Source organism: Pseudocitrobacter sp. CD920760 (genome assembly GCF_057782505.1).
The window spans coordinates 3,413,126-3,433,356 of record NZ_CM173490.1; the positions used below are offsets into that span (position 1 = coordinate 3,413,126).

At 56.8% G+C, this 20,231-nt stretch carries 19 protein-coding genes and 2 riboswitches; of the genes, 7 read left to right on the plus strand and 12 right to left on the minus strand.

Features of this window, described 5'->3' with window-relative positions; translation table 11 throughout:
* Positions 1-5: 5 nt before the first annotated feature.
* The 6 genes from AC1MKH_RS16085 to fbaB all read right to left on the minus strand — a co-directional run bounded on the left by AC1MKH_RS16085 (position 6) and on the right by fbaB (position 6,928).
* The gene (locus AC1MKH_RS16085; protein ID WP_276220535.1) at positions 6-869 is read right to left on the minus strand and encodes an ABC transporter ATP-binding protein; all 864 of its coding nucleotides are present in this window, start codon (positions 867-869) and stop codon (positions 6-8) included.
* Positions 841-1,746, minus strand: coding sequence for an ABC transporter permease (locus tag AC1MKH_RS16090; RefSeq protein WP_276220491.1), 906 nt, complete (start codon positions 1,744-1,746; stop codon positions 841-843). The genes AC1MKH_RS16085 and AC1MKH_RS16090 overlap by 29 nt, the downstream gene beginning before the upstream one ends.
* Complete coding sequence (locus tag AC1MKH_RS16095; protein WP_189622822.1) at positions 1,743-2,780, minus strand: ABC transporter permease; 1,038 nt, start codon at positions 2,778-2,780, stop codon at positions 1,743-1,745. Before AC1MKH_RS16095 ends, AC1MKH_RS16090 begins: the two co-directional genes overlap by 4 nt.
* Positions 2,777-4,399, minus strand: a complete 1,623-nt coding sequence (locus tag AC1MKH_RS16100) for an ABC transporter substrate-binding protein (RefSeq protein WP_276220492.1) — start codon at positions 4,397-4,399, stop codon at positions 2,777-2,779. Before AC1MKH_RS16100 ends, AC1MKH_RS16095 begins: the two co-directional genes overlap by 4 nt.
* Before the next feature lie 39 nt (positions 4,400-4,438).
* The gene (locus AC1MKH_RS16105; RefSeq protein ID WP_276220493.1) at positions 4,439-5,593 is read right to left on the minus strand and encodes a mandelate racemase family protein; all 1,155 of its coding nucleotides are present in this window, start codon (positions 5,591-5,593) and stop codon (positions 4,439-4,441) included.
* A 282-nt stretch (positions 5,594-5,875) separates the two neighbouring features.
* Entirely contained in the window at positions 5,876-6,928 is a 1,053-nt protein-coding gene (gene fbaB / locus AC1MKH_RS16110) for a class I fructose-bisphosphate aldolase (RefSeq protein ID WP_149462408.1), read from the minus strand.
* Positions 6,929-7,175: 247 nt separating this feature from the next.
* Between fbaB and AC1MKH_RS16115 the strand changes: the two genes are divergently transcribed.
* Genes AC1MKH_RS16115 through AC1MKH_RS16125 form a run of 3 tightly spaced genes read left to right on the plus strand, consistent with a single transcriptional unit; the run spans position 7,176 to position 10,413 of the window.
* Positions 7,176-8,459, plus strand: a complete 1,284-nt coding sequence (locus tag AC1MKH_RS16115; RefSeq protein ID WP_276220494.1) for a nucleoside permease — start codon at positions 7,176-7,178, stop codon at positions 8,457-8,459.
* On the plus strand, positions 8,456-9,460 hold the full coding sequence (locus AC1MKH_RS16120) for an ADP-ribosylglycohydrolase family protein (RefSeq protein ID WP_276220495.1): 1,005 nt from the start codon (positions 8,456-8,458) through the stop codon (positions 9,458-9,460). The genes AC1MKH_RS16115 and AC1MKH_RS16120 overlap by 4 nt, the downstream gene beginning before the upstream one ends.
* Entirely contained in the window at positions 9,457-10,413 is a 957-nt protein-coding gene (locus tag AC1MKH_RS16125; protein ID WP_276220496.1) for a PfkB family carbohydrate kinase, read from the plus strand. The genes AC1MKH_RS16120 and AC1MKH_RS16125 overlap by 4 nt, the downstream gene beginning before the upstream one ends.
* On the opposite strand, the gene AC1MKH_RS16130 is transcribed toward AC1MKH_RS16125, so the two are convergent.
* Positions 10,387-11,133: a GntR family transcriptional regulator gene (locus tag AC1MKH_RS16130; RefSeq protein WP_015963798.1), complete on the minus strand. Its 747-nt coding sequence runs from the start codon at positions 11,131-11,133 to the stop codon at positions 10,387-10,389. The genes AC1MKH_RS16125 and AC1MKH_RS16130 overlap by 27 nt on opposite strands.
* A gap of 79 nt (positions 11,134-11,212) precedes the next feature.
* A complete protein-coding gene (locus AC1MKH_RS16135) occupies positions 11,213-12,130 on the minus strand; it encodes a LysR family transcriptional regulator (RefSeq protein ID WP_276220497.1) in 918 nt (305 codons plus the stop codon).
* Positions 12,131-12,268: 138 nt separating this feature from the next.
* Here AC1MKH_RS16135 and AC1MKH_RS16140 point away from each other — a divergent pair, with 138 nt between their 5' ends.
* Together AC1MKH_RS16140 and AC1MKH_RS16145 are read left to right on the plus strand one after the other, a co-directional pair.
* Entirely contained in the window at positions 12,269-14,053 is a 1,785-nt protein-coding gene (locus AC1MKH_RS16140; RefSeq protein WP_276220498.1) for an adenine deaminase, read from the plus strand.
* Positions 14,054-15,397 (plus strand): NCS2 family permease, encoded by a 1,344-nt coding sequence (locus AC1MKH_RS16145; protein ID WP_253897544.1) that lies wholly within the window; start codon positions 14,054-14,056, stop codon positions 15,395-15,397. It abuts the gene before it with no gap.
* A 179-nt stretch (positions 15,398-15,576) separates the two neighbouring features.
* On the opposite strand, the gene thiD is transcribed toward AC1MKH_RS16145, so the two are convergent.
* Positions 15,577-16,377: a bifunctional hydroxymethylpyrimidine kinase/phosphomethylpyrimidine kinase gene (gene thiD, locus AC1MKH_RS16150; RefSeq protein ID WP_276220499.1), complete on the minus strand. Its 801-nt coding sequence runs from the start codon at positions 16,375-16,377 to the stop codon at positions 15,577-15,579.
* Positions 16,374-17,159 (minus strand): hydroxyethylthiazole kinase, encoded by a 786-nt coding sequence (thiM, locus tag AC1MKH_RS16155; protein WP_276220500.1) that lies wholly within the window; start codon positions 17,157-17,159, stop codon positions 16,374-16,376. Before thiM ends, thiD begins: the two co-directional genes overlap by 4 nt.
* A gap of 34 nt (positions 17,160-17,193) precedes the next feature.
* Positions 17,194-17,291: riboswitch (TPP riboswitch) on the minus strand.
* Positions 17,292-17,387: 96 nt separating this feature from the next.
* A riboswitch (Fluoride riboswitch) is annotated at positions 17,388-17,455 on the plus strand.
* Positions 17,456-17,532: 77 nt separating this feature from the next.
* On the opposite strand from thiM, the gene AC1MKH_RS16160 reads away from it, so the two are divergent.
* Both AC1MKH_RS16160 and crcB read left to right on the plus strand, forming a co-directional pair.
* Complete coding sequence (locus AC1MKH_RS16160; RefSeq protein ID WP_276220501.1) at positions 17,533-17,955, plus strand: universal stress protein; 423 nt, start codon at positions 17,533-17,535, stop codon at positions 17,953-17,955.
* Between the two features lie 15 nt (positions 17,956-17,970).
* Positions 17,971-18,345, plus strand: coding sequence for a fluoride efflux transporter CrcB (gene crcB, locus AC1MKH_RS16165; RefSeq protein ID WP_149462419.1), 375 nt, complete (start codon positions 17,971-17,973; stop codon positions 18,343-18,345).
* Here crcB and AC1MKH_RS16170 read toward each other — a convergent pair.
* Positions 18,342-19,184 (minus strand): DUF7916 family protein, encoded by an 843-nt coding sequence (locus AC1MKH_RS16170; protein ID WP_276220502.1) that lies wholly within the window; start codon positions 19,182-19,184, stop codon positions 18,342-18,344. The two genes, crcB and AC1MKH_RS16170, sit on opposite strands and share 4 nt — an antisense overlap.
* 9 nt (positions 19,185-19,193) lie before the next feature.
* Positions 19,194-20,231: an oxidoreductase gene (locus AC1MKH_RS16175; RefSeq protein ID WP_276220536.1), complete on the minus strand. Its 1,038-nt coding sequence runs from the start codon at positions 20,229-20,231 to the stop codon at positions 19,194-19,196.

Consider the following 20,231-nt stretch of genomic DNA (forward strand, 5'->3'; position numbering starts at 1 on the left):
GCTCCTTATTCCGTCAGCCAGCTGGCCTGGCGCTGCAACACCGGCAGTACCGGGCGGCGCTGATGCATATCCGGCAGCGAGTTAATCAACCCCTGCGTATAGGGATGCTGCGCCTTATCGAGATCTTTCGCGGCAATCGATTCCACCACCCGCCCGGCATACATCACCAGCACGCGGTCGCAAAAACTGCGCACCAGATTGATATCGTGGCTGATAAAAATCAGCCCTAACCCGCGTGATTTCACCAGATCGTCGAGCAATCCCAGCACCTGCAAACGCACCGAGACGTCCAGCGCCGAGGTCGGTTCATCGGCGATCACCAGTTCCGGATCGGTTATCAGCATCATGGCAATCATCACGCGCTGCCCTTGCCCGCCAGAAATTTCATGGGGATAGAGCGCGTAAACACGCTCCGGCTGGCGAATACGCACCACCTCCAGCATCTCCATCGCTTTGGCTTTCGCCTCGGCTTTACGCCCAGGATGGTGCGTCAGCCAGGCTTCAGCAATCTGATCACCCACGCACACCACCGGGTTGAGCGAATATTTCGGGTCCTGCATGATCATCGAAATTCGCTTACCGCGAATGCCGCGCATCTGCGCTTCCGTGGCATGCTGCAAATCGATATCACCAAACTGCATCCGCGCGGAGGTGATGCGGGATTTTTTCGGGTGCAGATGCAACAGCGCGCGCCCGACCGTTGATTTACCGGAACCCGATTCGCCGACAATCGCCAGCTTTTCGCGTCCCAGTTGAAAGGAGACGCCGCGCACCGCGTGGGTCACCGCCTGGCCGTTAACAAACTCGACGTGCAGGTCGCGCACATCAAGCAACGGCGTATTACATGCTGCGAGGATCGAGGATGTCACGTAAGCCATCTCCTAAGAAATTGAATGCCAGACTGTTAATCAGAATCGCCAGCCCCGGAATGGTGACTACCCACCAGCACTCCATCATGTAAGTGCGACCGCTGGAGATCATCGCCCCCCACTCCGGTTCCGGCGGTTGCGCGCCAAGGCCGAGGAAGCCGAGCCCGGCGGCGGTCAGGATAATCCCCGCCATATTCATGGTGATACGGATAATCACCGACGGCAGGCACAGCGGCACAATATGTCGCCACAGCACACGTACCGGTGAAGCGCCCTGCAAACGGACTGCCGAAATAAAATCAGCCTTACGTAGCGAGAGCGTTTCCGCACGCGCCAGGCGCGCAATCGGCGGCCAGGCGGTTAACGTTATCGCGATAACCACATGCTCCAGCCCAGGCCCCAAGGCAGCGACAAACGCCAGCGCCAGCACCAGGCTTGGGAAGGAGATAAAAATGTCGGTGACGCGCATCAGCACCATATCGACCTTGCCGCCAAAATAACCTGCCGTGACGCCGAGCAGCAGCCCCAGCGGGCCGACGGTAACCGACACCAGCAGTACGATGTAAAGCGTAATGCGCGAGCCGTACACCAGGCGACTGAAGATATCGCGGCCAAACTCGTCGGTACCAAACCAGTGCTGCGCATTGGGTGCGGTGAGCGCGTTGTTGAGATCCTGCACCAGCGGGTTGTACGGCGCGATAAGCGGCGCGAAAATCGCCACCACCAGCAGCAGGAAAATAATCCCGCCGCCAATAGCGGTCAGCGGATTACGCGCCATCTTGCCGATAAAACCACCCGTACGCTGTAACGCGCGTTTGATACGCGCCGCACCTTCACCGCCGCCTGAGCCGACGGGCGTATCCAGAGAAACGGTCATGATTTTGTCCTCGGATCAAAGAGTTGATAAAGCATGTCGGAAAGCAGGTTGAGCATCACGAAGATCACCCCGACCACCAGCACGCAGCCCATCACCGCGTTCATATCGCCCAGCAGCAGGCTGCCGGTAAGATAGGAGCCAAAACCCGGCCATGAGAAAACGGTTTCAATCAGCACTGCACCTTCCAGCAGTGAGCCGTAAGCCAGCGCGACGACGGTCAGCAGCTGTACCAGAATGTTGCGAAACGCGTGATTCCAGATGACCTGACGTTCGGTCAGCCCTTTCACACGGGCGGTGATGATGAACTCCTGCGACAATTGCGCGAGCATAAAGCTGCGGGTCATCCGGCTGATGTAGGCCAACGAGTGAAAACCGAGCAGTGCGGCGGGCAGGATCAGGTGGTTTATCGCGTTCCAGAACACCGTGCCGTTCCCCGCCAGTAACGCATCGACGGTCATTAACCCGGTACGACGCGGCACGAGACCGTCCAGACCTAAATCCACACGCCCCGCGCCGCCCACCCAGCCGAGCCAGGCATAAAACACCAGCAGTCCCATCATCCCCACCCAGAAGATAGGCGTGGAGTAGCCTGCCAGGCTGATAATTCTCACCACATAGTCGGAAACGCTGTTACGACGCGCCGCCGCCAGTACGCCCAGCGGGATGCCGAGCCCCGCGCCGACAATAATCGCCATCGTCGCCAGCTCCATGGTGGCCGGGAAGACGCGGATAATATCGTCGAGCACTGGCTTCCCGGTTAGCAATGCGTTGCCTAAATCCCCGTGCAGCAGATTGCTGAAATAGATACCAAACTGCGCCGCCAGTGACTTATCAAAGCCCAGTTGCTGATAAACCTGCTGATAGGTGCTTTGGTCCGCATCCGGTCCGACAATCGCCAGCACCGGGTCGATGGGCATCACGCGCCCGATAAAAAACGTGAGTAACAGCAGGCCGAACAGCGTAATCGCAACCTGCATCAACCGCTTAGAGAATCGCCGGGCGCGCGAGCCTGGCGCAAGTATGACCATACTCATCCTTTATCTCCTTCGCTGACTTTATAGACTTCCCGCAGAAACGTGGTGGCTGACGGGTGCGACTGGAAATCTTTGACTTCGTTACGAACCACTACCGAATCGACCATTTGCGACAGCGGTTGCAGCGCCGGGATGAGCAGATCGTAACGGGTCTGGATCGCCTGATAGTCAGCCAGCTGTTTTTGCGGGTCGCGCTCAAGCAGCGCGGTATCGATCATCTCGTTCAGCTGTTTGTCGTAAAAGCCGGTGCGCCATCCCTGGAAATTGGTCAACCGCGCTTCATCGCTGTTATCCGGGTTGTACACCAGCGCACGCAGGCTGGAGTGCGGGTGCGGTTCCATCCCACTGCCGCCGCGCCCCACCAGCAGGTCAAATTTGCGTTCGCGCATCGCGCCGTAAATCTGGTTACCGGTGCCGGTAATGATTTTGGCGTTAATACCCGCCTGCATCAGCGTGGACTGAACGGCAATCGCAATATTGAGGAATGGCTGATCGGCCAGCACGCGCAGCGTGGTGTCAAACCCCTCAGGATAACCGGCTTCCGCCAGCAGCTTTTTCGCCCGCGGGATATCAAGCTGATAGCCAGGGTCCGGCAGCGTTGATGGCATTCCGGCTTTGATGGGGCGTTGGTGCAGCACACCGTAGCCCGGCATCAACGCTTTGTTGATACCCTGATAATCAATCAGATAGCGCACCGCTTCACGCACTTTCGGGTTGGCGAAATGGGCCTCTTTCATGCTCATCGCCACGTAATACACCGTGCCTTTCTGCACAGCTTCCACCGTCAGATTGGGGTCTTTACGCAGGGCGTTGATATCGGACACGGCCATATTATTGGCAACGTCCAGATCGCCCTTTTCAATCATCAGACGCAGGGTTTGCGACTCCTGAAAATGGCGCAGCACCACCCGGCTCATCCTGGCCTCTTCGCGCCAGTAGTGCGGGTTGCGCTTCATGCGCAGCACATCTTTCGCCTGCCAGGTTTCCAGCATAAAAGGGCCTGAACCGGCTTCATTGGTAGTCAGCCAGCGATTGCCCCAATCGTTATTGGCTTCATGCTGCTGAACGGTTTTGCTATCGAGCACGCCCAGGTTGCCCAGCGCGCCGAGGGAGTAGATAACCAGCTGCGGATCGTTGGCCTTCGGCAGCGTGATTTGCACCGTGTAGGGATCGGGCGCGCTCACCTGGTTATCGATATTTTTCTTACTGAAGCCATAGGATTTCCACACCGACGCTTGCGCAAGGTTCAGGTGCAAAATTCGGCGCATCGACCACACCACATCGTCAGCCGTAAGCGGATTGCCAGAGTGGAACGTTACGCCATCCCGCAGGTGGAACGTCAGCACTTTGCCGTCCGGGCTAATATCCCAGGATTTCGCCAGCGCCGGTTTCACGTTGGTCAGCTGATTGGCATCCAGCTCCACCAGCGAGTCGTAAAGGTTAACGACAATACCCACCACCTCGTTCCCGGTCATCGCCGCCGGGTCGAGCGTCAGCAGGTTGTTCATATTCATACCAATGATGAGCTGATCGGGGGGCGTTTTCGCCAACGCCGCCCCGCTCCCCATCATCAGCGACAGCGCGAGTAAACACGCGCCCGCGAGGGAAGATTTTTTCATCTGTGTATACCGTTTGTAGGGTTGAAGTATTTTTATCTGTCAGTCGTGGCTGACGGTATTGGCTTCGATATACGCAAAATTAATGTCTTCCCCGAGACCCGGCCCCTGCGGCAGATGCACAAAGCCATCGGCGTCCATCGGATCAACAATGGCGTTCAGGTAAGCCGCTGGCTGATCGTAATCCAGGAACGGATGCAGCAGGCCGCGCTCGTACCAGCGACAGTTGCGAATCGCCCCGACCACCGCCAGGCTCGCCGCACCGTTGCCATGCACTTCGCAATCCATGCCAAAGGATTCTGCCAGCGCCGCGACCTTCATGGTTGGCGTGATGCCGCCGACGCCGTTAGCGCCCGCGCGCAAAATGTCGCAGGCTCCGGCTTTCACCCAGTCGGCGCGGCTGTGGTGCTTCCCGCCAAAGCTTTCCGGGCCAATCACCGGAATAGAGAGATTTTCCGCAAGCCAGGCATAAGACGACATGCTGTCCTCTTCCATCGGTTCTTCAAACCAGGCGAAGTTGAGTTTTTCCAGCTCTTTACCGATCCACAGCGCTTCAGTGCGGCTGTACCAGTGATAACCGTCGATCATCAGGTCAATGTCCGGACCGACGGCTTCACGCACGGCGGCGCAGGCTTTGATATCCATTTTCGGGTTCGGCGCAAAAGAAACCGGCGGCATCCAGGTGTGCAGTTTGATGGCCTTATACCCACGCGCCACCAGCGTTTCGGCAAACGCAGCGTACTCTTCCGGCGTGGAGAGCCCGCCTTTCAGATCGTCGCCGCACATGGTGCTGCCGTAGGCCGGTACTTTGTCGCGAAAGCCGCCCAGCAGTTTATACACCGGCATATTGAGTTTGCGGCCCATTAAATCCCACAGCGCCTGCTCGACAAACGACAGCGCGCGCTCGGTCAGTTGATGTGCGCTCCCGCGCTGCCAGTGCACTAAATCCTGCCAGATACGCTCGCGGTTAAACGGGTCCTGCCCGACCAACACTTTGCGGAAAAAAGTATTCACCACAAACGGGCGCACCACTTCCGGCGGCGCAAAGGAGTAGCCTTTTGTGCCGTCGTCAGCAGTAATGGTTAACATCGCCATTTTTGCCAGACTTTCCGCACCGGGGTGCGAGTGGCCTGCGCTGTCGGAAACTCGACGTGTAGGGTATTGAAATACAGTGACGTTTACAGATTCAATTTTCATTATGTGTCCTTAGTACAACAAAAAGTGGGCATTGCGGATGCCACAACCCTGTGACTTACACTTCCCGGCAAGCCGGTTTTAAGTAATTGAAAAAGCGTTTCACTGGATAATCTAAGCACAAAATATGAGACCTGCCTCGGACAAATCCCGCTAACGATTGACTGTTTTTTGGGCATAAGCACGAGGGGACGTGACTGTTTTCACAAAAGGAGGGAGAAATGTGAGGGGGATCGTTACGAGAAAAGGTAAACCCGGCGAGGCAAAAACTCGCCGGGAAAGGCATTATGCGATGGTGACTTTACCGTCCAGATATACATCCTGAACCGCGTTGATCAACTGTACGCCATCGGCCATTGATTTTTTGAAGGCTTTACGCCCCAGAATCAGACCCATACCGCCCGCGCGTTTATTGATAACCGCGGTACGCACCGCGTCGGAAAGGTCGGTTTCACCGCCCGCCGCACCGCCGGAGTTAATCAACCCGGCACGGCCCATATAGCAGTTCGCCAGTTGGTAGCGCACCAGGTCAATCGGATTCTCGCTGGTGAGTTTGCTGTAGACGCGTTCGTCCGTATAGCCAAAGTTCACCGCTTTATAGCCGCCGTTATTCTCGGCCATTTTCTGCTTCACGATATCTGCGCCGATGGTTGCTGCCAGATGATTGGCCTGACCGGTCAGGTCGGCAGAAACGTGGTAGTCCACGCCATCTTTCTTGAACGCCGGGTTACGCAGGTAGGCCCACAGCACGGTGACCATTCCCAGTTCATGGGCGCGTTCAAAGGCGGCAGAGATCTCTTCAATCTGGCGGCGAGACTCTTCGGAGCCGAAGTAGATGGTGGCGCCCACTGCAACGGCGCCCAGGTTGAATGCCTGCTCGACGCTGGCATACAGCGTCTGGTCGAAGGTGTTCGGGTAGCTCAGGGTTTCGTTGTGATTGAGCTTAACGAGGAATGGAATGCGGTGCGCGTAACGACGTGAGACAGAAGCCAGCACGCCATAGGTTGACGCCACGCAGTTACAGCCTGCTTCAATCGCCAGTTCAACGATGTTTTTCGGATCAAAATAGAGCGGGTTAGCGGCAAACGACGCACCCGCAGAGTGCTCCACGCCCTGGTCAACGGGCAGAATCGATAAGTAGCCGGTTCCGGCCAGACGTCCGGTATTATAAAGCGTCTGCATGTTTCGCAGTACAGCAGGCGGACGGTTGTTGTCCATCATCACCCGGTCAACGTAATCGTGACCCGGCAGGTAGAGTTGATCGGCTGGAATGGTCATACAACGATGCTGTAAAAGGCTGTCGGCGTCTTTGCCAAGCAATTGCGTAATATCAGTCATGGCGATGCTCCCGTAATGCCAACGTCGTGTCGGCGTGAATTTCCTGCCCGGAATTTTTGGGCAGCAATAAGTCTGGTCGTGGATACGGGAATTTTCCATTGCGCGAGCATATTTAAGCGCAATCTGCTGGCACGATTCATGGACGGTAAAGTGTTACAGAGGTCAAAGTTTCACCTTAAAGGTATTTAAAAGGTATTACATGATGGTATTGTTTCTACGTACCTTACCTGTCATGAAGGATTTAAAGATGAAAACTACAGTAAAGCTGTCGTTCATGATGTTCATTGAGTGGTTTATCTGGGGAGCATGGTTTGTTCCCCTGTGGCTATGGCTGAATAAGAGCGGATTTACAGCAGGCGAAATTGGCTGGTCTTATGCCTGTACGGCGATTGCGGCAATCCTCTCGCCGATTCTGGTCGGCTCGCTGACGGACCGTTTTTTCTCGGCACAAAAGGTTCTCGCGGTGCTGATGTTCGTTGGCGCGGTGTTGATGTATTTTGCCGCACAGCAAACCACGTTTGCCGGATTTTTCCCGCTGCTGCTCGCTTACTCACTCACCTATATGCCGACCATTGCACTGACCAACAGCATTGCCTTTGCCAACGTGCCGGACGTCGAGCGAGACTTCCCGCGCATTCGCGTCATGGGCACCATTGGCTGGATAGCCTCCGGTCTGGTTTGCGGCTTCCTGCCGCAAATGATGGGCTATAACGATATTTCACCGACCAACGTTCCTCTGTTGATCACGGCGGGTAGTTCGCTGCTGCTGGGGGTTTTCGCCTTCATGCTCCCGGACACCCCACCGAAAAGTACGGGAAAACTGGACCTCAAAGTGATGCTGGGCCTGGATGCGCTGATCCTGCTGCGCGATAAAAACTTCCTCGTCTTTTTCTTCTGCTCGTTCCTGTTCGCGATGCCGCTGGCGTTCTACTACATCTTCGCCAACGGGTATCTCACCGAAGTGGGTATGCAAAATGCGACCGGCTGGATGACGCTGGGGCAGTTCTCTGAAATCTTCTTTATGCTGGCGTTGCCGTTCTTCACCAAACGCTTTGGCATTAAAAAGGTATTATTACTTGGTCTTATCACTGCGGCAATTCGCTATGGATTCTTCGTCTACGGCGGCGCAGAGCAATACTTCACTTATGCCCTGCTGTTCCTCGGCATTTTGCTCCACGGCGTCAGCTACGATTTCTACTACGTAACCGCCTATATTTATGTCGATAAAAAAGCGCCGGTGCATATGCGCACGGCGGCGCAGGGGCTTATCACGCTCTGCTGCCAGGGTTTCGGCAGCCTGCTTGGCTATCGCCTGGGCGGCGTGATGATGGAAAAAATGTTTGCGTATAAAGAGCCGGTGAATGGGTTGACCTTCAACTGGGCGGGCATGTGGGGCTTCGGCGCCATCATGATCGCCATTATCGCCGTGCTGTTTATGATTTTCTTTCGCGAGTCGGACAAAGAGATCACCGCCATTAAGGTGCAAAACGACCCACGCGACACTGCACTGACACAAGGGGAAGTGAAATGAAAACAGAACGTATTCTTGGCGCGCTGTACGGCCAGGCATTGGGCGATGCGATGGGAATGCCTTCAGAGCTTTGGCCTCGCTCACGCGTGAAGGCGCATTTTGGCTGGATCGACCGTTTCCTGCCGGGACCCGCCGAGAACAATGCGGCCTGCTACTTTAACCGCGCGGAATTCACTGACGATACGTCGATGGCTTTGTGCCTCGCCGATGCCATTCTTGAGCGTCAGGGGAAGATCGATCCGGATCTTATTGGCCGTAATATTCTGGCCTGGGCGGAGGGCTTCGACGCGTTCAACAAAAACGTGCTGGGCCCAACCTCCAAAATTGCGCTGAACGCGATTCGTGAGGGTAAGCCTGTTAGCGAACTGGAAAACAACGGCGTCACCAACGGCGCGGCAATGCGCGTTTCGCCGCTGGGTTGCCTGCTGCCGCCGGGTAATCTCGATGATTTCATTGATGACGTGGCGCTCGCCTCCAGCCCGACGCATAAGTCCGATCTTGCGGTCGCCGGTGCGGTGGTGGTGGCCTGGGCCATCTCCCGCGCCATCGACGGCGAACGCTGGCAAACCATCGTCGATTCGCTGCCTGCCGTCGCCCGCCACGCGCAAGAAAAACGCGTGACCACCTTCAGCGCATCACTCGCCGCGCGCCTGGAGCTGGCCTTAAATATTGTCCGCAGTGCAAGCGGGACGGAATCCGCCAGCGAACAGCTTTATCAGGTGGTCGGTGCGGGAACCAGTACCATTGAATCCGTTCCGTGCGCCATCGCAATGGTCGAACTGGCGCAAGGCTGCCCCAACCGTTGTGCCATTTTATGCGCTAATCTCGGGGGTGACACCGATACGATTGGGGCAATGGCTACCGCAATTTGCGGGGCGTTAGGCGGTATATCGTCGATCGACCCGGCGCTGAAGCAGCAGCTCGACGAAGTCAATCAACTCGATTTTTCCCGCTATGCAACCGCGCTGGCGCAGTATCGCGAGCAACGGGAGGCGTTATGAATGTCGCGTCGCGTTTAACCACCTTAGGTAATCGACGTCCGATAACCGTCGTCGGCGCGGCGGTGATTGACGTGATTGCCGACGCTTATGCCCTTCCCTGGCGCGGCTGCGATATCGAACTGCAACAGCAAAGCGTCAATATTGGCGGCTGTGCGTTGAATATTGCCGTGGCACTCAAACGCCTCGGTATGCATGCCGACAATGCGCTCCCCATCGGACAGGGCGTTTGGGCCGATATCATCCGCCACAATCTGGCCCGTGAAGGTCTCACCAGCTGTATTGATGGCGTGCAGGGGGATAACGGCTGGTGTCTGGCGCTGGTTGAGCCAGACGGCGAGCGCACCTTTATGTCTTTCAGCGGTGTCGAAAATCAGTGGAATACTGACTGGCTGGAGGCGTTATCCGTGGCACCTAAAAGCCTGGTGTCGCTTTCAGGTTATCAGCTTGCGTCGCCGTGCGGCGAGTTGCTTGTCAACTGGCTTGAAAGTCTGCGAGACGTCACGCCATTTATCGATTTTGGCCCGCGCATTGCCGATATTCCTGATGCATTGATGACGCGCATTTTGGCCTGCAAGCCTGTTATTTCGCTTAATCGCCAGGAAGCCGAAATCGCCGCCGCACGCTTTAACTTACCGACGGAAACCCGGCAATTAGGTAGTGCATGGCTTGCGACGTTTGGCACACCGCTTATCGTGCGACATGATAAAGAGGGAGCATGGTATTTCAGCCACCAGGAACAGGGGCTGGCAGCACCGTTTCCTGTGACGGTCGTCGACACCATCGGCGCGGGTGACAGCCACGCAGGCGGCACGCTGGCCGGACTGGCGTCCGGCTGGACGCTCGGCGAATCCGTGTTGCTCGGAAACGCCGTCGCCTCCTGGGTGGTCGGTCACCGGGGCGGCGACTGTAGCCCAACGCGCGAAGAACTACTCCTCGCACACAAAGACATATAAATCACTGCGGCAGTGGCTGATGCTGTACTCAATCGGCCGCTGCTGCTGGTCAAGCGCAACCTGTTTAATCACCAACACCGGGATTTTTTCATCCATTCTGATATGCGACTGAAATTCAGCATCCGGCATCCGGGCGCTGACTCTTGAGCGCGTGCGCTGCGGAAAGATATGCTGGCTGCGGAAATAGTCATACAGGGAAACGCCAATCTCATCCACATCATGAATCAACTGGGCGGGAACCCAGGACTCTTCAATTGATACGGCCTCTTCATCCACATACCGAATACGCTTGAGCAGAAAAACGTCGCTTTCCGGTGCAACGGCCAGCTGTGAAGCCACCTCTTCCGGGCAAGGAACAATACGCTTATTCACCCACAGGGTATCCGGCTTTTTCCCCCGCAGCACAACCTGTTGCGAAAATCCCCGCGCTTCCTTCAGGGAATATTCGAAAATATTATTAATTTGCGTGCCGTAACCGCGGGCACGCGTGACCACGCCCTCATCTTCCAGCGTCTGCATTGCTTTGCGCACCGTGATACGCGACACGCCCGTTAACTGGCTCAGGTCACGTTCGCCCGGCAGGATATTGCCATGCTCGAGTATTCCGCTGCGTACGGCATTTTTCACCGTTTCAGCGAACTTCAGATAGAGCGGCGTGTTATCCGCCGCGGCGATACGCTCAGTAATTTGCGCAATTAGACGTGTATGTGATTGTTCCATTTATCTTTCCCTGCAATGGGCCCCGAGCCAGTATAGGTGGCACCACGTCGGAAAACTACACCTGATGCGCAAAGGAGATTCATTCGTGGCGTACCGCCCGCTGTAGCAGTGTGAAGGCCTGTTCTACCTGCGGTGGCAGCGGTGCTGCGTTGCGCATCAACGCGACGGTACGCGTGAGTTCCGGCTGCTGAAGCTGTAGCACCCTCAACTGCGGGTCGCAGAGGTGCGCAGTATAAAGCTGCGGCAAAATTGCCGCCGCCAGCCGAGAGCGTACCAGGCCGTACAGGGTTTCAATGTAATCCACGTGATAGCGAATATGCAGGTTGAGACGCTGACTCTCGTCCAGTGCCCCCACCAGCCGCTGAATATTGCCTTTGGAAAAGACGGCCACATCGCGGCCAGCAAGCTGCTGCCACGGAAGATGTGCCGATTGGGCAAGCGGATCGTCGGCATGCAGGACAGCGACAAAGGGGTCCTCCAGCACCGGGAAAACCTGTAATGCCGGAGAGACAGAACTGTCCAGCGCGCCAATGCCGAAATCCAGCTGCCCGTTCACTATCTGCGTCACTAACGCATCGTTAGTGAGATCGTGAAACTCCACCTTCAGCCGGGGAAATGCCTGCGCCAGCCGTTCAGCCACGGTCGGGAACAACAGCGAACTCACCGAGGGCACCAGGCCAATACGCAAGGTGCCGTCGCCCCCGGATTCGACAATTTGCCGCATATCGCTGAACGCCTGCTGGGCGACGTTCAGCACCCGTTCGGCATGAGGAAGAATGGCAACGCCCAGTTCCGTCAACGTCACGGCGGCGGCGGTCCGGTTAACCAGCTTACCGCCCAGCACCGTTTCAATTTGCCGCAGCGCGCTACTCAGTGCGGGCTGACTTATTGCAAGCTTACTGGCGGTGTCGGTGAAGTGGCGCAACCGGGCCAGGGTAACAAAATACTGAAGCTGCTTTAAAGAGAGTGCGGGAAGCCGTTGCCAGGGTTCAGTCATGATGGGTTTCGCATTGTTCGTTTGTCGCAGAATAACCTTTTCTTATCAGGTGATAAATTTTTTCAGCGAGGCAAACGTTTGCTATCACCTTTCACACTTCGTAAAGTAGCCCCCATATTGAATGACCGAACGATATCTATGCTTACCACTGCCTCCCCTCGCCGCCGGGCGATAGACGCCGCAAAAGGCGACGCGCCTTTCGATCTCCTGCTTACCGATGCCCGCATTGTGGATATGGTCACCGGCGAAATTCGCGAAGCGGATGTGGGTATCGTCGGTGACATGATTGCCAGCGTGCATCCGCGCGGTAGCCGAAGCGACGCCGCCGAGACGCACTCGCTGGCAGGCGCTTACCTCTCTCCAGGTTTTATCGACACCCACGTACACCTGGAAAGTTCACATCTCCTCCCCGCCCGTTACGCGGAGATTGTGCTGGCGCAGGGCACGACTGCGGTGTTTTGGGACCCCCACGAGCTGGCGAACGTGCTGGGCGTGGAAGGCGTGCGTTTTGCCATCGATGCCAGCCGCAATCTTCCGCTGCACGTGATGATTGCTGCACCGTCCAGCGTACCCTCCACGCCGGGGCTGGAGATGTCCGGGGCCGATTTCGCCGGCGCGGAGATGGAAACCATGCTCAACTGGCCGGAAGTGTGTGGCGTCGCGGAAGTAATGGATATGCACGGCGTGCTGAATGGCAGCGCGCGGATGCAGGAGATTCTTAGCTGCGGCTTACAAAGCGGTAAGCTGATTGAAGGCCACGCACGCGGGCTGAGCGGGGCCGGGTTACAGGCTTACCTCGCGGCGGGCGTGACGTCGGATCATGAACTCACCTCCGCCGAAGATGCGCTGGAAAAACTGCGCGCCGGGCTGACGCTGGAAATTCGGGGTTCGCATCCTTATCTGCTGCCGGATATCGTGGCGGCGCTGAAGACGCTCCCGCATCTCTCCTCGCAGATTACCCTCTGCACCGATGATGTGCCCCCGGATATGCTACTGGAAAAAGGCGGTATCGTGGCGCTGCTGAATCTGTTGATTGAGCATGGTTTACCCGCCGTCGATGCGCTGCGTTTCGCGACATTCAACGGTGCTTTGAGGCTTAAGCGCGATGATTTAGGGCTGATTGCCGCCGGCCGCCGCGCGGATTTGGTGGTGCTGGATTCCCTGCAAACGATTCGACCACACCAGGTCTACGTCGGCGGGAAACGTATCGCCCGCGATGGCGCAATGCTTGAACCGTTGGCGGCGGCGAGTCACCCTGCGTTGCCAGATACCATGCATCTTGCGCCGCTCAGCCCGGACGATTTCGCCCTGCGCATCGCCGACGTTGAGCATGGCGACGCGCGGCTAAAACATATTCGCGGCGCGCGTTTTACCGAATGGGGTGAAGTCGATGTGCAAATCCGCGAAGGCCGCGTCGTGCTCCCTACCGGGTTCAGTCTGATTTGGGTTCAGCATCGCCATGGTCGCCACGAGGCAAAACCGCAAATCGCCCTGCTGGAAGGATGGGGTGAACTTCAGGGGGCGATCGCCACCAGTTACTCACACGATTCGCATAACCTGGTGGTGCTGGGGCGCTGCTCGCAAGAAATGGCGCTGGCAGCCAATACCCTGATTGCCAGCGGCGGCGGGATGGCGCTGTCACAGCATGGCGAGATAGTCGCCCACGTGGCGATGCCGATTGCCGGAATGCTCTCTGACCTTCCAGCCCCTGAACTGGCGGCCGCATTCCGCAATCTGCGCGAGCGTAGCGGTGACATTGCCGACTGGCAGCCGCCGTATCGGGTATTTAAGGCCATTGAAGGCACCTGCCTTGCCTGTAACGCCGGGCCACATCTGACGGATTTGGGGCTCACCGATGGCGCAACGCGTCAGATTATCGACCCGGTTATTCACTATTCGCATCAGCAAAGGAGCGCCCACTAAATGGCCGACCACTCAATCAATACGCCTGCCTCTGAGAGCTGGCTGGAACGTTGTTTTGCCCTACGCGCTCGCGGAAGCTCTGCACGCACCGAATGTCTGGCGGGTATCACGGGGTTTCTCGCCGCCGCTTATCTGCTGGTGGTGATCCCCGGTTTGCTGGCTGCGGGCGGGATGGATAAAGGCGCGGCGACTACCGGCACCATTTTAGTGTTTGTTGTCGGCACGCTGTTGATGGCGTTTTATGCCAATCTGCCGTTTATTGTTGGCCCGGGAATTGGCGGCTCGGTATTAGTCGGTGTGTCGCTGGCCGGAAACGCCGGAATTGGCTGGCCGATTGGGCTGGGGATTGCCTGCTGGTCTGGCGTACTGTTCTTCCTGCTCACCCGTTTTGGCCTGCGTGAAGTGGTCACCCGCTCGGTGCCGCAATCCATCAAACTGGGGCTGACGGCGTCTATCGGTATTTTTGTTGCCCTGCTCGGTTTTCGTAATGCCGGATTGGTGCTGGCAAGCGCCAAAAATAACGCCTTGATGCTGGGGGATTTTCTTTCGCCGGGCGCGCTGGTGGCGCTGTGCGGGCTGTTTCTGGCGATTGCCCTGCAGGCGCGTCGTATTCCTGGCGCTATCCTGTGGGCAATTCTGTGTGCGACGCTGGTGGGTATCCCGGCGGGCGTCACGCACCTGCCATCAAGCTTTATCGCCCTGCCCCACTCATTAACTCCGGTGTTTGCGCAGGTGGATATCATTGGCGCGCTGAATATCGCTTTCCTGCCTTATCTGTTTGTCTTTTTTGCCTCAGAGTTTTTCTCAACCATGGGCACCACGCTTGCCGTCGGCGGTGAAGCGGGCCTGCTGGATGAAGAAGGCAATATGCCGCACATCAACCGCCCGTTTATGGTTGACTCCATTGCCGCCGCGCTGGGCCCGTGGGTCGGTATTCCGGCCGCGACGGCGCTGATTGAGTCTTCAGCCTCGGCGGAAGCAGGCGGTAAAACCGGCATGACTGCGCTTGCCGCCGCCATCATGTTCTTGCTGATGCTGCTGTTCACCCCCGTTGCGCTGATGATCCCCAAAGAAGCCACAGCCCCGGCGTTGATCCTGATTGGCCTGAATATGTTTAGCGGCCTGCGTAAGGTGGATTTGGCGAATTTCACCGACGGCTTACCGGTACTGATGATGGTGATGATTACGCTTATCGCCAATAGCTTCGGGACGGGTATCGCGGGTGGGTTGCTGTTCTATGTGATGATTAAAACCATTGCCGGGAAGTGGCGGGAAATCCCTCTCGGCTTATGGATTCTGGCAGTGCCGCTGGTGTATTACTTTGCCACGCTGGTGCGCCATTAATCAGGAATTCATCAAGCGCGTTTTGGTGGCGTGGTGCTGATATTTGCCGGATGCGGCGTAAACGCCTTATCCGGCCTACAAAACTTCACAAATTCAATATATTGCACACTCTCTGTAGGCCTGATAAGCGCAACGCCATCAGGCAATTTTGCATTTGTCATCCATCCAAATGCAGGTGATCACCACCAGGCGTGAAAATGGTGCACCGGGCCAATTCCACTGCCGACTTCCAGCGTATCGGCCTGCGCCAGCGCGGCAGAAAGCCAGGTTTTCGCTTCCAGCACCGTGTCGCCCCAGCAGCTATGGCGCGGACGCAGTGCTGCCAGCGCAGCCGACAGCGTACAACCCGTGCCGTGGGTGTTTTTGGTCATGACGCGTGGTGCGGTAAAACGCTGCTCGCCGTCGCGGGTGAACAGCCAGTCGGGGCTTTCCGCATCGTCAAGATGGCCGCCTTTCATAAGGACCGCGCCGCAGCCCATCGCCAGCAGCGCGCGCCCTTGTTCCAGCATTTCACGCTCATTCCGCGCATGCGGCGCATCCAGCAATGCCGCCGCTTCCGGCAGATTCGGCGTAATTAACGAGACCTGTGGCAGCAGGCGTTGACGCAGCGTTTCTACCGCCGCGGGCGATAGCAGCGCATCGCCGCTTTTGGCCAACATGACCGTATCCAGCACCACATTTTCCACCCGATGGCGCTGTAATCGCTCCGCCACGGCTTCAACGATATCAGTTTCCGCCAGCATACCGATTTTGGTGGTATCGATGCGCACATCGTTAAACACGGAATCCAGCTGCGCAGCGACAAAATCCGGTTCAATACGATAGACCGACTGCACGCCATGGGTGTTCTGCGCCACCAGCGCGGTGATCACCGAACAGCCGTATGCGCCCAATGCTGAGAAGGTTTTCAGATCCGCCTGAATGCCCGCGCCACCGCTTGGATCGGTACCGGCAATGGTTAATGCGTTAATCCGTTTCATGCCAGTGCCTCCCCATTCAGTGCATACAGCGCATCTAAAAATGCGGGGACAAAACTGCCCGGTCCGTTATCGACCGCCGCACGACCACCGGCCAGTTTCATAAAGGCGCAGGCAGAGGCAACGTTATCCAGCCTGTCGCCCGGCAGCGCACAGCTTGCCGCGACGACCGCAGACAATGCACAGCCCGTCCCCACTACCCGGGTCATCAACGGGTCGCCGCCCGTTACCGCGACAACGCGTTGTCCATCGGTGATGTAATCCACTTCGCCCGTCACCGCCACAATGGTATTGATCTGACGCGCCAGAGCCTGCGCCGCCGGTAGCGCAGCAGCGGCGGTATCGGTGGTATCCACGCCGCGCCCGCCCGCGCTCATTCCCGCCAGCGCCATAATTTCGGAGGCATTTCCCCGAATGGCGGCAGGTTTTAAGGTCAACAGGTCGTGGCAAAACTCGGTGCGCAGCGTTAACGCGCCCACGGCGACAGGGTCGAGAGTCCAGGGTTTACCCGCAGCGTTCGCACTCAACACGGCGGCTTTCATCGCCTGCGCGCGCGGCTGCGTTAGCGTGCCGACGTTTATCAATAACGCATCGGCAATGGCAGAGAACTGCGCGGCTTCCTGCGCATCAATCACCATCGCGGGGGATGCACCGAGCGCCAGCAATACGTTGGCGGTAAAGGTCTGCACGACGTCGTTAGTCATACAGTGAACAAGGGGGGCGTGATGACGAAAAAGATGTAACGAATGCGCGATTTGCGCGGGACTAAGCGGCTCTGCTTGCATGGTTTGCTCCTGCCAGAACGTCCAGAAGCAATGACCTGACGGTCTCTGACTTCCCTACGCTGGCATTATCCAGATCAGGTGGTACGGGTTTTTCTCAGCCTTCACGAAGGAAGGGCACCCCGAGTCATCAATACAACAAATTCGTGTATCGCAGCAGGTTACGGCAAGTGCCGGGTGGAAGCAAGCCGCACAAACCATTTGCATTCCCCCCCTCATCGGCCCACAATTATTCATAAAGGTGATGGCGTTCCACCTTTCCCAACCGCCCTGCTGGGGCTGATGACGCCTGGTATACCCTCTTAACATGGAGGTATGTCAGGCTGTCTGTCGTTTAAAGACCCGCTCATACCTCGCAACCTGACGAGGTTTTTTTATGCCTGTTTACAACCATGCGCTGGTGCTGATTAACAACAGTCTTGATGGCATTCCCCTGCTCGATCACGCCGCAAAAATGGCGCAGGAGAACGCGATGACGATAACCATCGCGCATATCAGCACCGATTATCGCGCCCTCAATTATGTCTCCGACAGCCTGATGGATGACGTGGTTTCGCAGGAAGTCATTCAGGCCAAAGCCCTGTTGAGCGAGCTGGCGGAATCCGTTTCCTTACCGGTACAAACGCTGGAACTGGTCACGACCCGTCGCTTTGAAGATGTCGAATCCTGTATCCGCGATCGCCGTATCGATCTGGTCATCGCCGGACATCACAATCGCCTGCTGGGCGTGCTCGCCTCCCACTCCCTTGAGTACATCAATCATCTGACGGTGGATGTGCTGATCAAACATTTAGCATAAGGATTTACGCGCGTGATGTATCGTTCATTACTGGCCGTTATTATTGGCGGCTCTACCGGGTGTGTCATTCGTTGGTGGCTGTCGATGAAACTGAACAGCCTTTTCCCCAGCCTGCCACCAGGAACGCTGGTGGTTAATCTGGTCGGTGGTTTTATTATTGGCGCGGCGCTGGCGTTCTTTTTGCGCCAGCCGCAGTTGGACCCGGCATGGAAGTTACTGATTACCACCGGGCTTTGCGGCGGGATGACGACCTTTTCCACCTTTTCGGCGGAGATCGTCACCCTTTTGCAAAATGGCAACTATCTGTGGGCGATGATTTCGGTGATGACTCACGTGGTGGGATCGCTCCTGATGACCGCTGCCGGATTCTTTTTGATGACGCTGGTTTAGCGCGCCAGCGACGCCGCCATTCTCACCCAGGTGTGGCGGCGACCGCGAACGGCCATCGAAAACGCATACAGCGCTTGCGGGTCAGCCATTCCGGCGACACCGGCATCGCCGAAGTTGTACATATCGGCGCCGCAGCGCTTACTGGCGAGTGCAATTTGCCGCACCGTTTCTTCATCTGCGCCCTCCTGGCTGCTGCTGAGCGTGGTGATGCCCACGCCACCGACGGCCTGAACCGCCGCCAGCGCAAAGGCCACCTTCTCCTCTGAGGCGCCGCGACAGCTGGCTGGCGCGGGAATCATCACGCCATCGGCACCTTCCAGAACATAGCGGGCGTACTCCTGCGGTTCGGCAAGGCCTGACGCATAAAACTTCGCCACCAGGATCATTTTATCGGTCATCGCGCGAATCTGGCGCAGTGCGTCAATGACGCGCTCAGCGGTGACGCCCGGTTTGTCATACGCCGTCAGGCAGTAAAAATCTGCCTCCTGCAGCAGCGCAAGATTATTCAGGTTACAGGCGCGAGGATCGTCCAGCGACGGATCTGCCAGCACTTCCATGCTGACGCCAATCAGTCGCCCCGTCAGCGCTTTGAAGTGGGCAAGGTTTTCACATCCCTGAATCGCCTGAGTGCGGCAATTCATTCCTTTTACCAGCAGCAGATCGCAGCCAAACGCGCAAAGCAGCTCGCCATTGGTCACTTCGCCGTACAGCGGGCTCGCCCCTGCCGCGACTTCCGCCATAATCACGCGTCCTTCAGAAGCGACAATGGCCTGCACCAGCTCGCTTGCAGCAGCCGGTTTGGCAAAATCACGGGTGCGGCAATTTAAAATCCGTTGCATATATTCTCCTTAAGATAACGCGATCAGTGACGGCGATGGCTGCTGGAACGCGCGTTCCAGAATCTCCAGATTAGTCAGCGCTTCCAGCTCGCTGACGTAGTTTGCGCATCCAGTGGTTAATGTTTCATACAGCGCGTCATAGACCCGACCATAGTCACCTTTAACCGCCGGAATAAACGCTTGCTGGCTGTTGCCCTGCTCGTCGATATAGTCAAGTACGCTAGGGTGTTCATCTGCGGCGAATAAGGGATTATCCGGCATAATATTGGCTTTCAGGCTGGTTTCCTGCTGGTCTATTTCATCGCGAATAAAGGTTCCGCGCGTACCGTGGACCAGGAATTTAGGATACGGCTTTTTCACCAGATGGCTGGTTTTAATAATGGCTTTCATATCGCCATAAATGAGCTGCGCTTCGAACGTGTCATCCGGGTTATCCGGCTGGCGCAAATGGCGCAGATGATAATAAACCTGCTGCGGGCGGCCAAATAATGCCAGCATTTGATCAAGGGTATGTACGCCAAGGCCATAAAACGCGCCGTCAAAATGCCCTCCCGGCTGGCGGTCGGCCTGCGGGCGGAAATAGTCGAAGTGGCTCTCCACCTCCACAATTGTGCCAAGCTTGCCGCTTTCAATAACCTGTTTCATGGTCAGGAAACAGCTATCAAAACGACGATTCTGGAAAGGGGTCACCAGTAGCCCTTTTTCACGCGCCAGGGCGAAGAGTGTCTTCGCTTCTTCGAGCGTGGTCGTGAACGGTTTCTCGACCAGCACATTTTTACCATGCTCAAGACAGAGTTTGGCATAGTGAAAATGGCTATCCGGATGCGTACACACCGTCACCAGGGATAGGGTTGGGTCGTTCAAAATATCTTCAACTTGTGAGGTAAACTGAATACCGGCATATTCAGGCTGCTGTTCGCGCGCGGGTACTCTGACACGGTCAAATATTCTGCTGACGTTAAACTTGTCCTTGCGCACCAGCACATAGGGCAGATGATAACGGGTTGCGCTTTTTCCAAAGCCAATAAAGGCGCTATTAATCACAAT

Coding starts and splice junctions, on each gene's coding strand:
- AC1MKH_RS16095 (WP_189622822.1), bottom strand. CDS start 2,780: ATGAGTATGGTCATACTTGCGCCAGGCTCGCGCGCCCGGCGATTCTCT.
- AC1MKH_RS16105 (WP_276220493.1), bottom strand. CDS start 5,593: ATGAAAATTGAATCTGTAAACGTCACTGTATTTCAATACCCTACACGT.
- AC1MKH_RS16120 (WP_276220495.1), top strand. CDS start 8,456: ATGAAAACAGAACGTATTCTTGGCGCGCTGTACGGCCAGGCATTGGGC.
- AC1MKH_RS16125 (WP_276220496.1), top strand. CDS start 9,457: ATGAATGTCGCGTCGCGTTTAACCACCTTAGGTAATCGACGTCCGATA.
- AC1MKH_RS16090 (WP_276220491.1), bottom strand. CDS start 1,746: ATGACCGTTTCTCTGGATACGCCCGTCGGCTCAGGCGGCGGTGAAGGT.
- AC1MKH_RS16170 (WP_276220502.1), bottom strand. CDS start 19,184: ATGCAACGGATTTTAAATTGCCGCACCCGTGATTTTGCCAAACCGGCT.
- AC1MKH_RS16145 (WP_253897544.1), top strand. CDS start 14,054: ATGGCCGACCACTCAATCAATACGCCTGCCTCTGAGAGCTGGCTGGAA.
- AC1MKH_RS16160 (WP_276220501.1), top strand. CDS start 17,533: ATGCCTGTTTACAACCATGCGCTGGTGCTGATTAACAACAGTCTTGAT.
- thiM (WP_276220500.1), bottom strand. CDS start 17,159: ATGCAAGCAGAGCCGCTTAGTCCCGCGCAAATCGCGCATTCGTTACAT.
- AC1MKH_RS16135 (WP_276220497.1), bottom strand. CDS start 12,130: ATGACTGAACCCTGGCAACGGCTTCCCGCACTCTCTTTAAAGCAGCTT.
- crcB (WP_149462419.1), top strand. CDS start 17,971: ATGTATCGTTCATTACTGGCCGTTATTATTGGCGGCTCTACCGGGTGT.
- thiD (WP_276220499.1), bottom strand. CDS start 16,377: ATGAAACGGATTAACGCATTAACCATTGCCGGTACCGATCCAAGCGGT.
- AC1MKH_RS16140 (WP_276220498.1), top strand. CDS start 12,269: ATGCTTACCACTGCCTCCCCTCGCCGCCGGGCGATAGACGCCGCAAAA.
- AC1MKH_RS16115 (WP_276220494.1), top strand. CDS start 7,176: ATGAAAACTACAGTAAAGCTGTCGTTCATGATGTTCATTGAGTGGTTT.
- AC1MKH_RS16130 (WP_015963798.1), bottom strand. CDS start 11,133: ATGGAACAATCACATACACGTCTAATTGCGCAAATTACTGAGCGTATC.
- fbaB (WP_149462408.1), bottom strand. CDS start 6,928: ATGACTGATATTACGCAATTGCTTGGCAAAGACGCCGACAGCCTTTTA.
- AC1MKH_RS16100 (WP_276220492.1), bottom strand. CDS start 4,399: ATGAAAAAATCTTCCCTCGCGGGCGCGTGTTTACTCGCGCTGTCGCTG.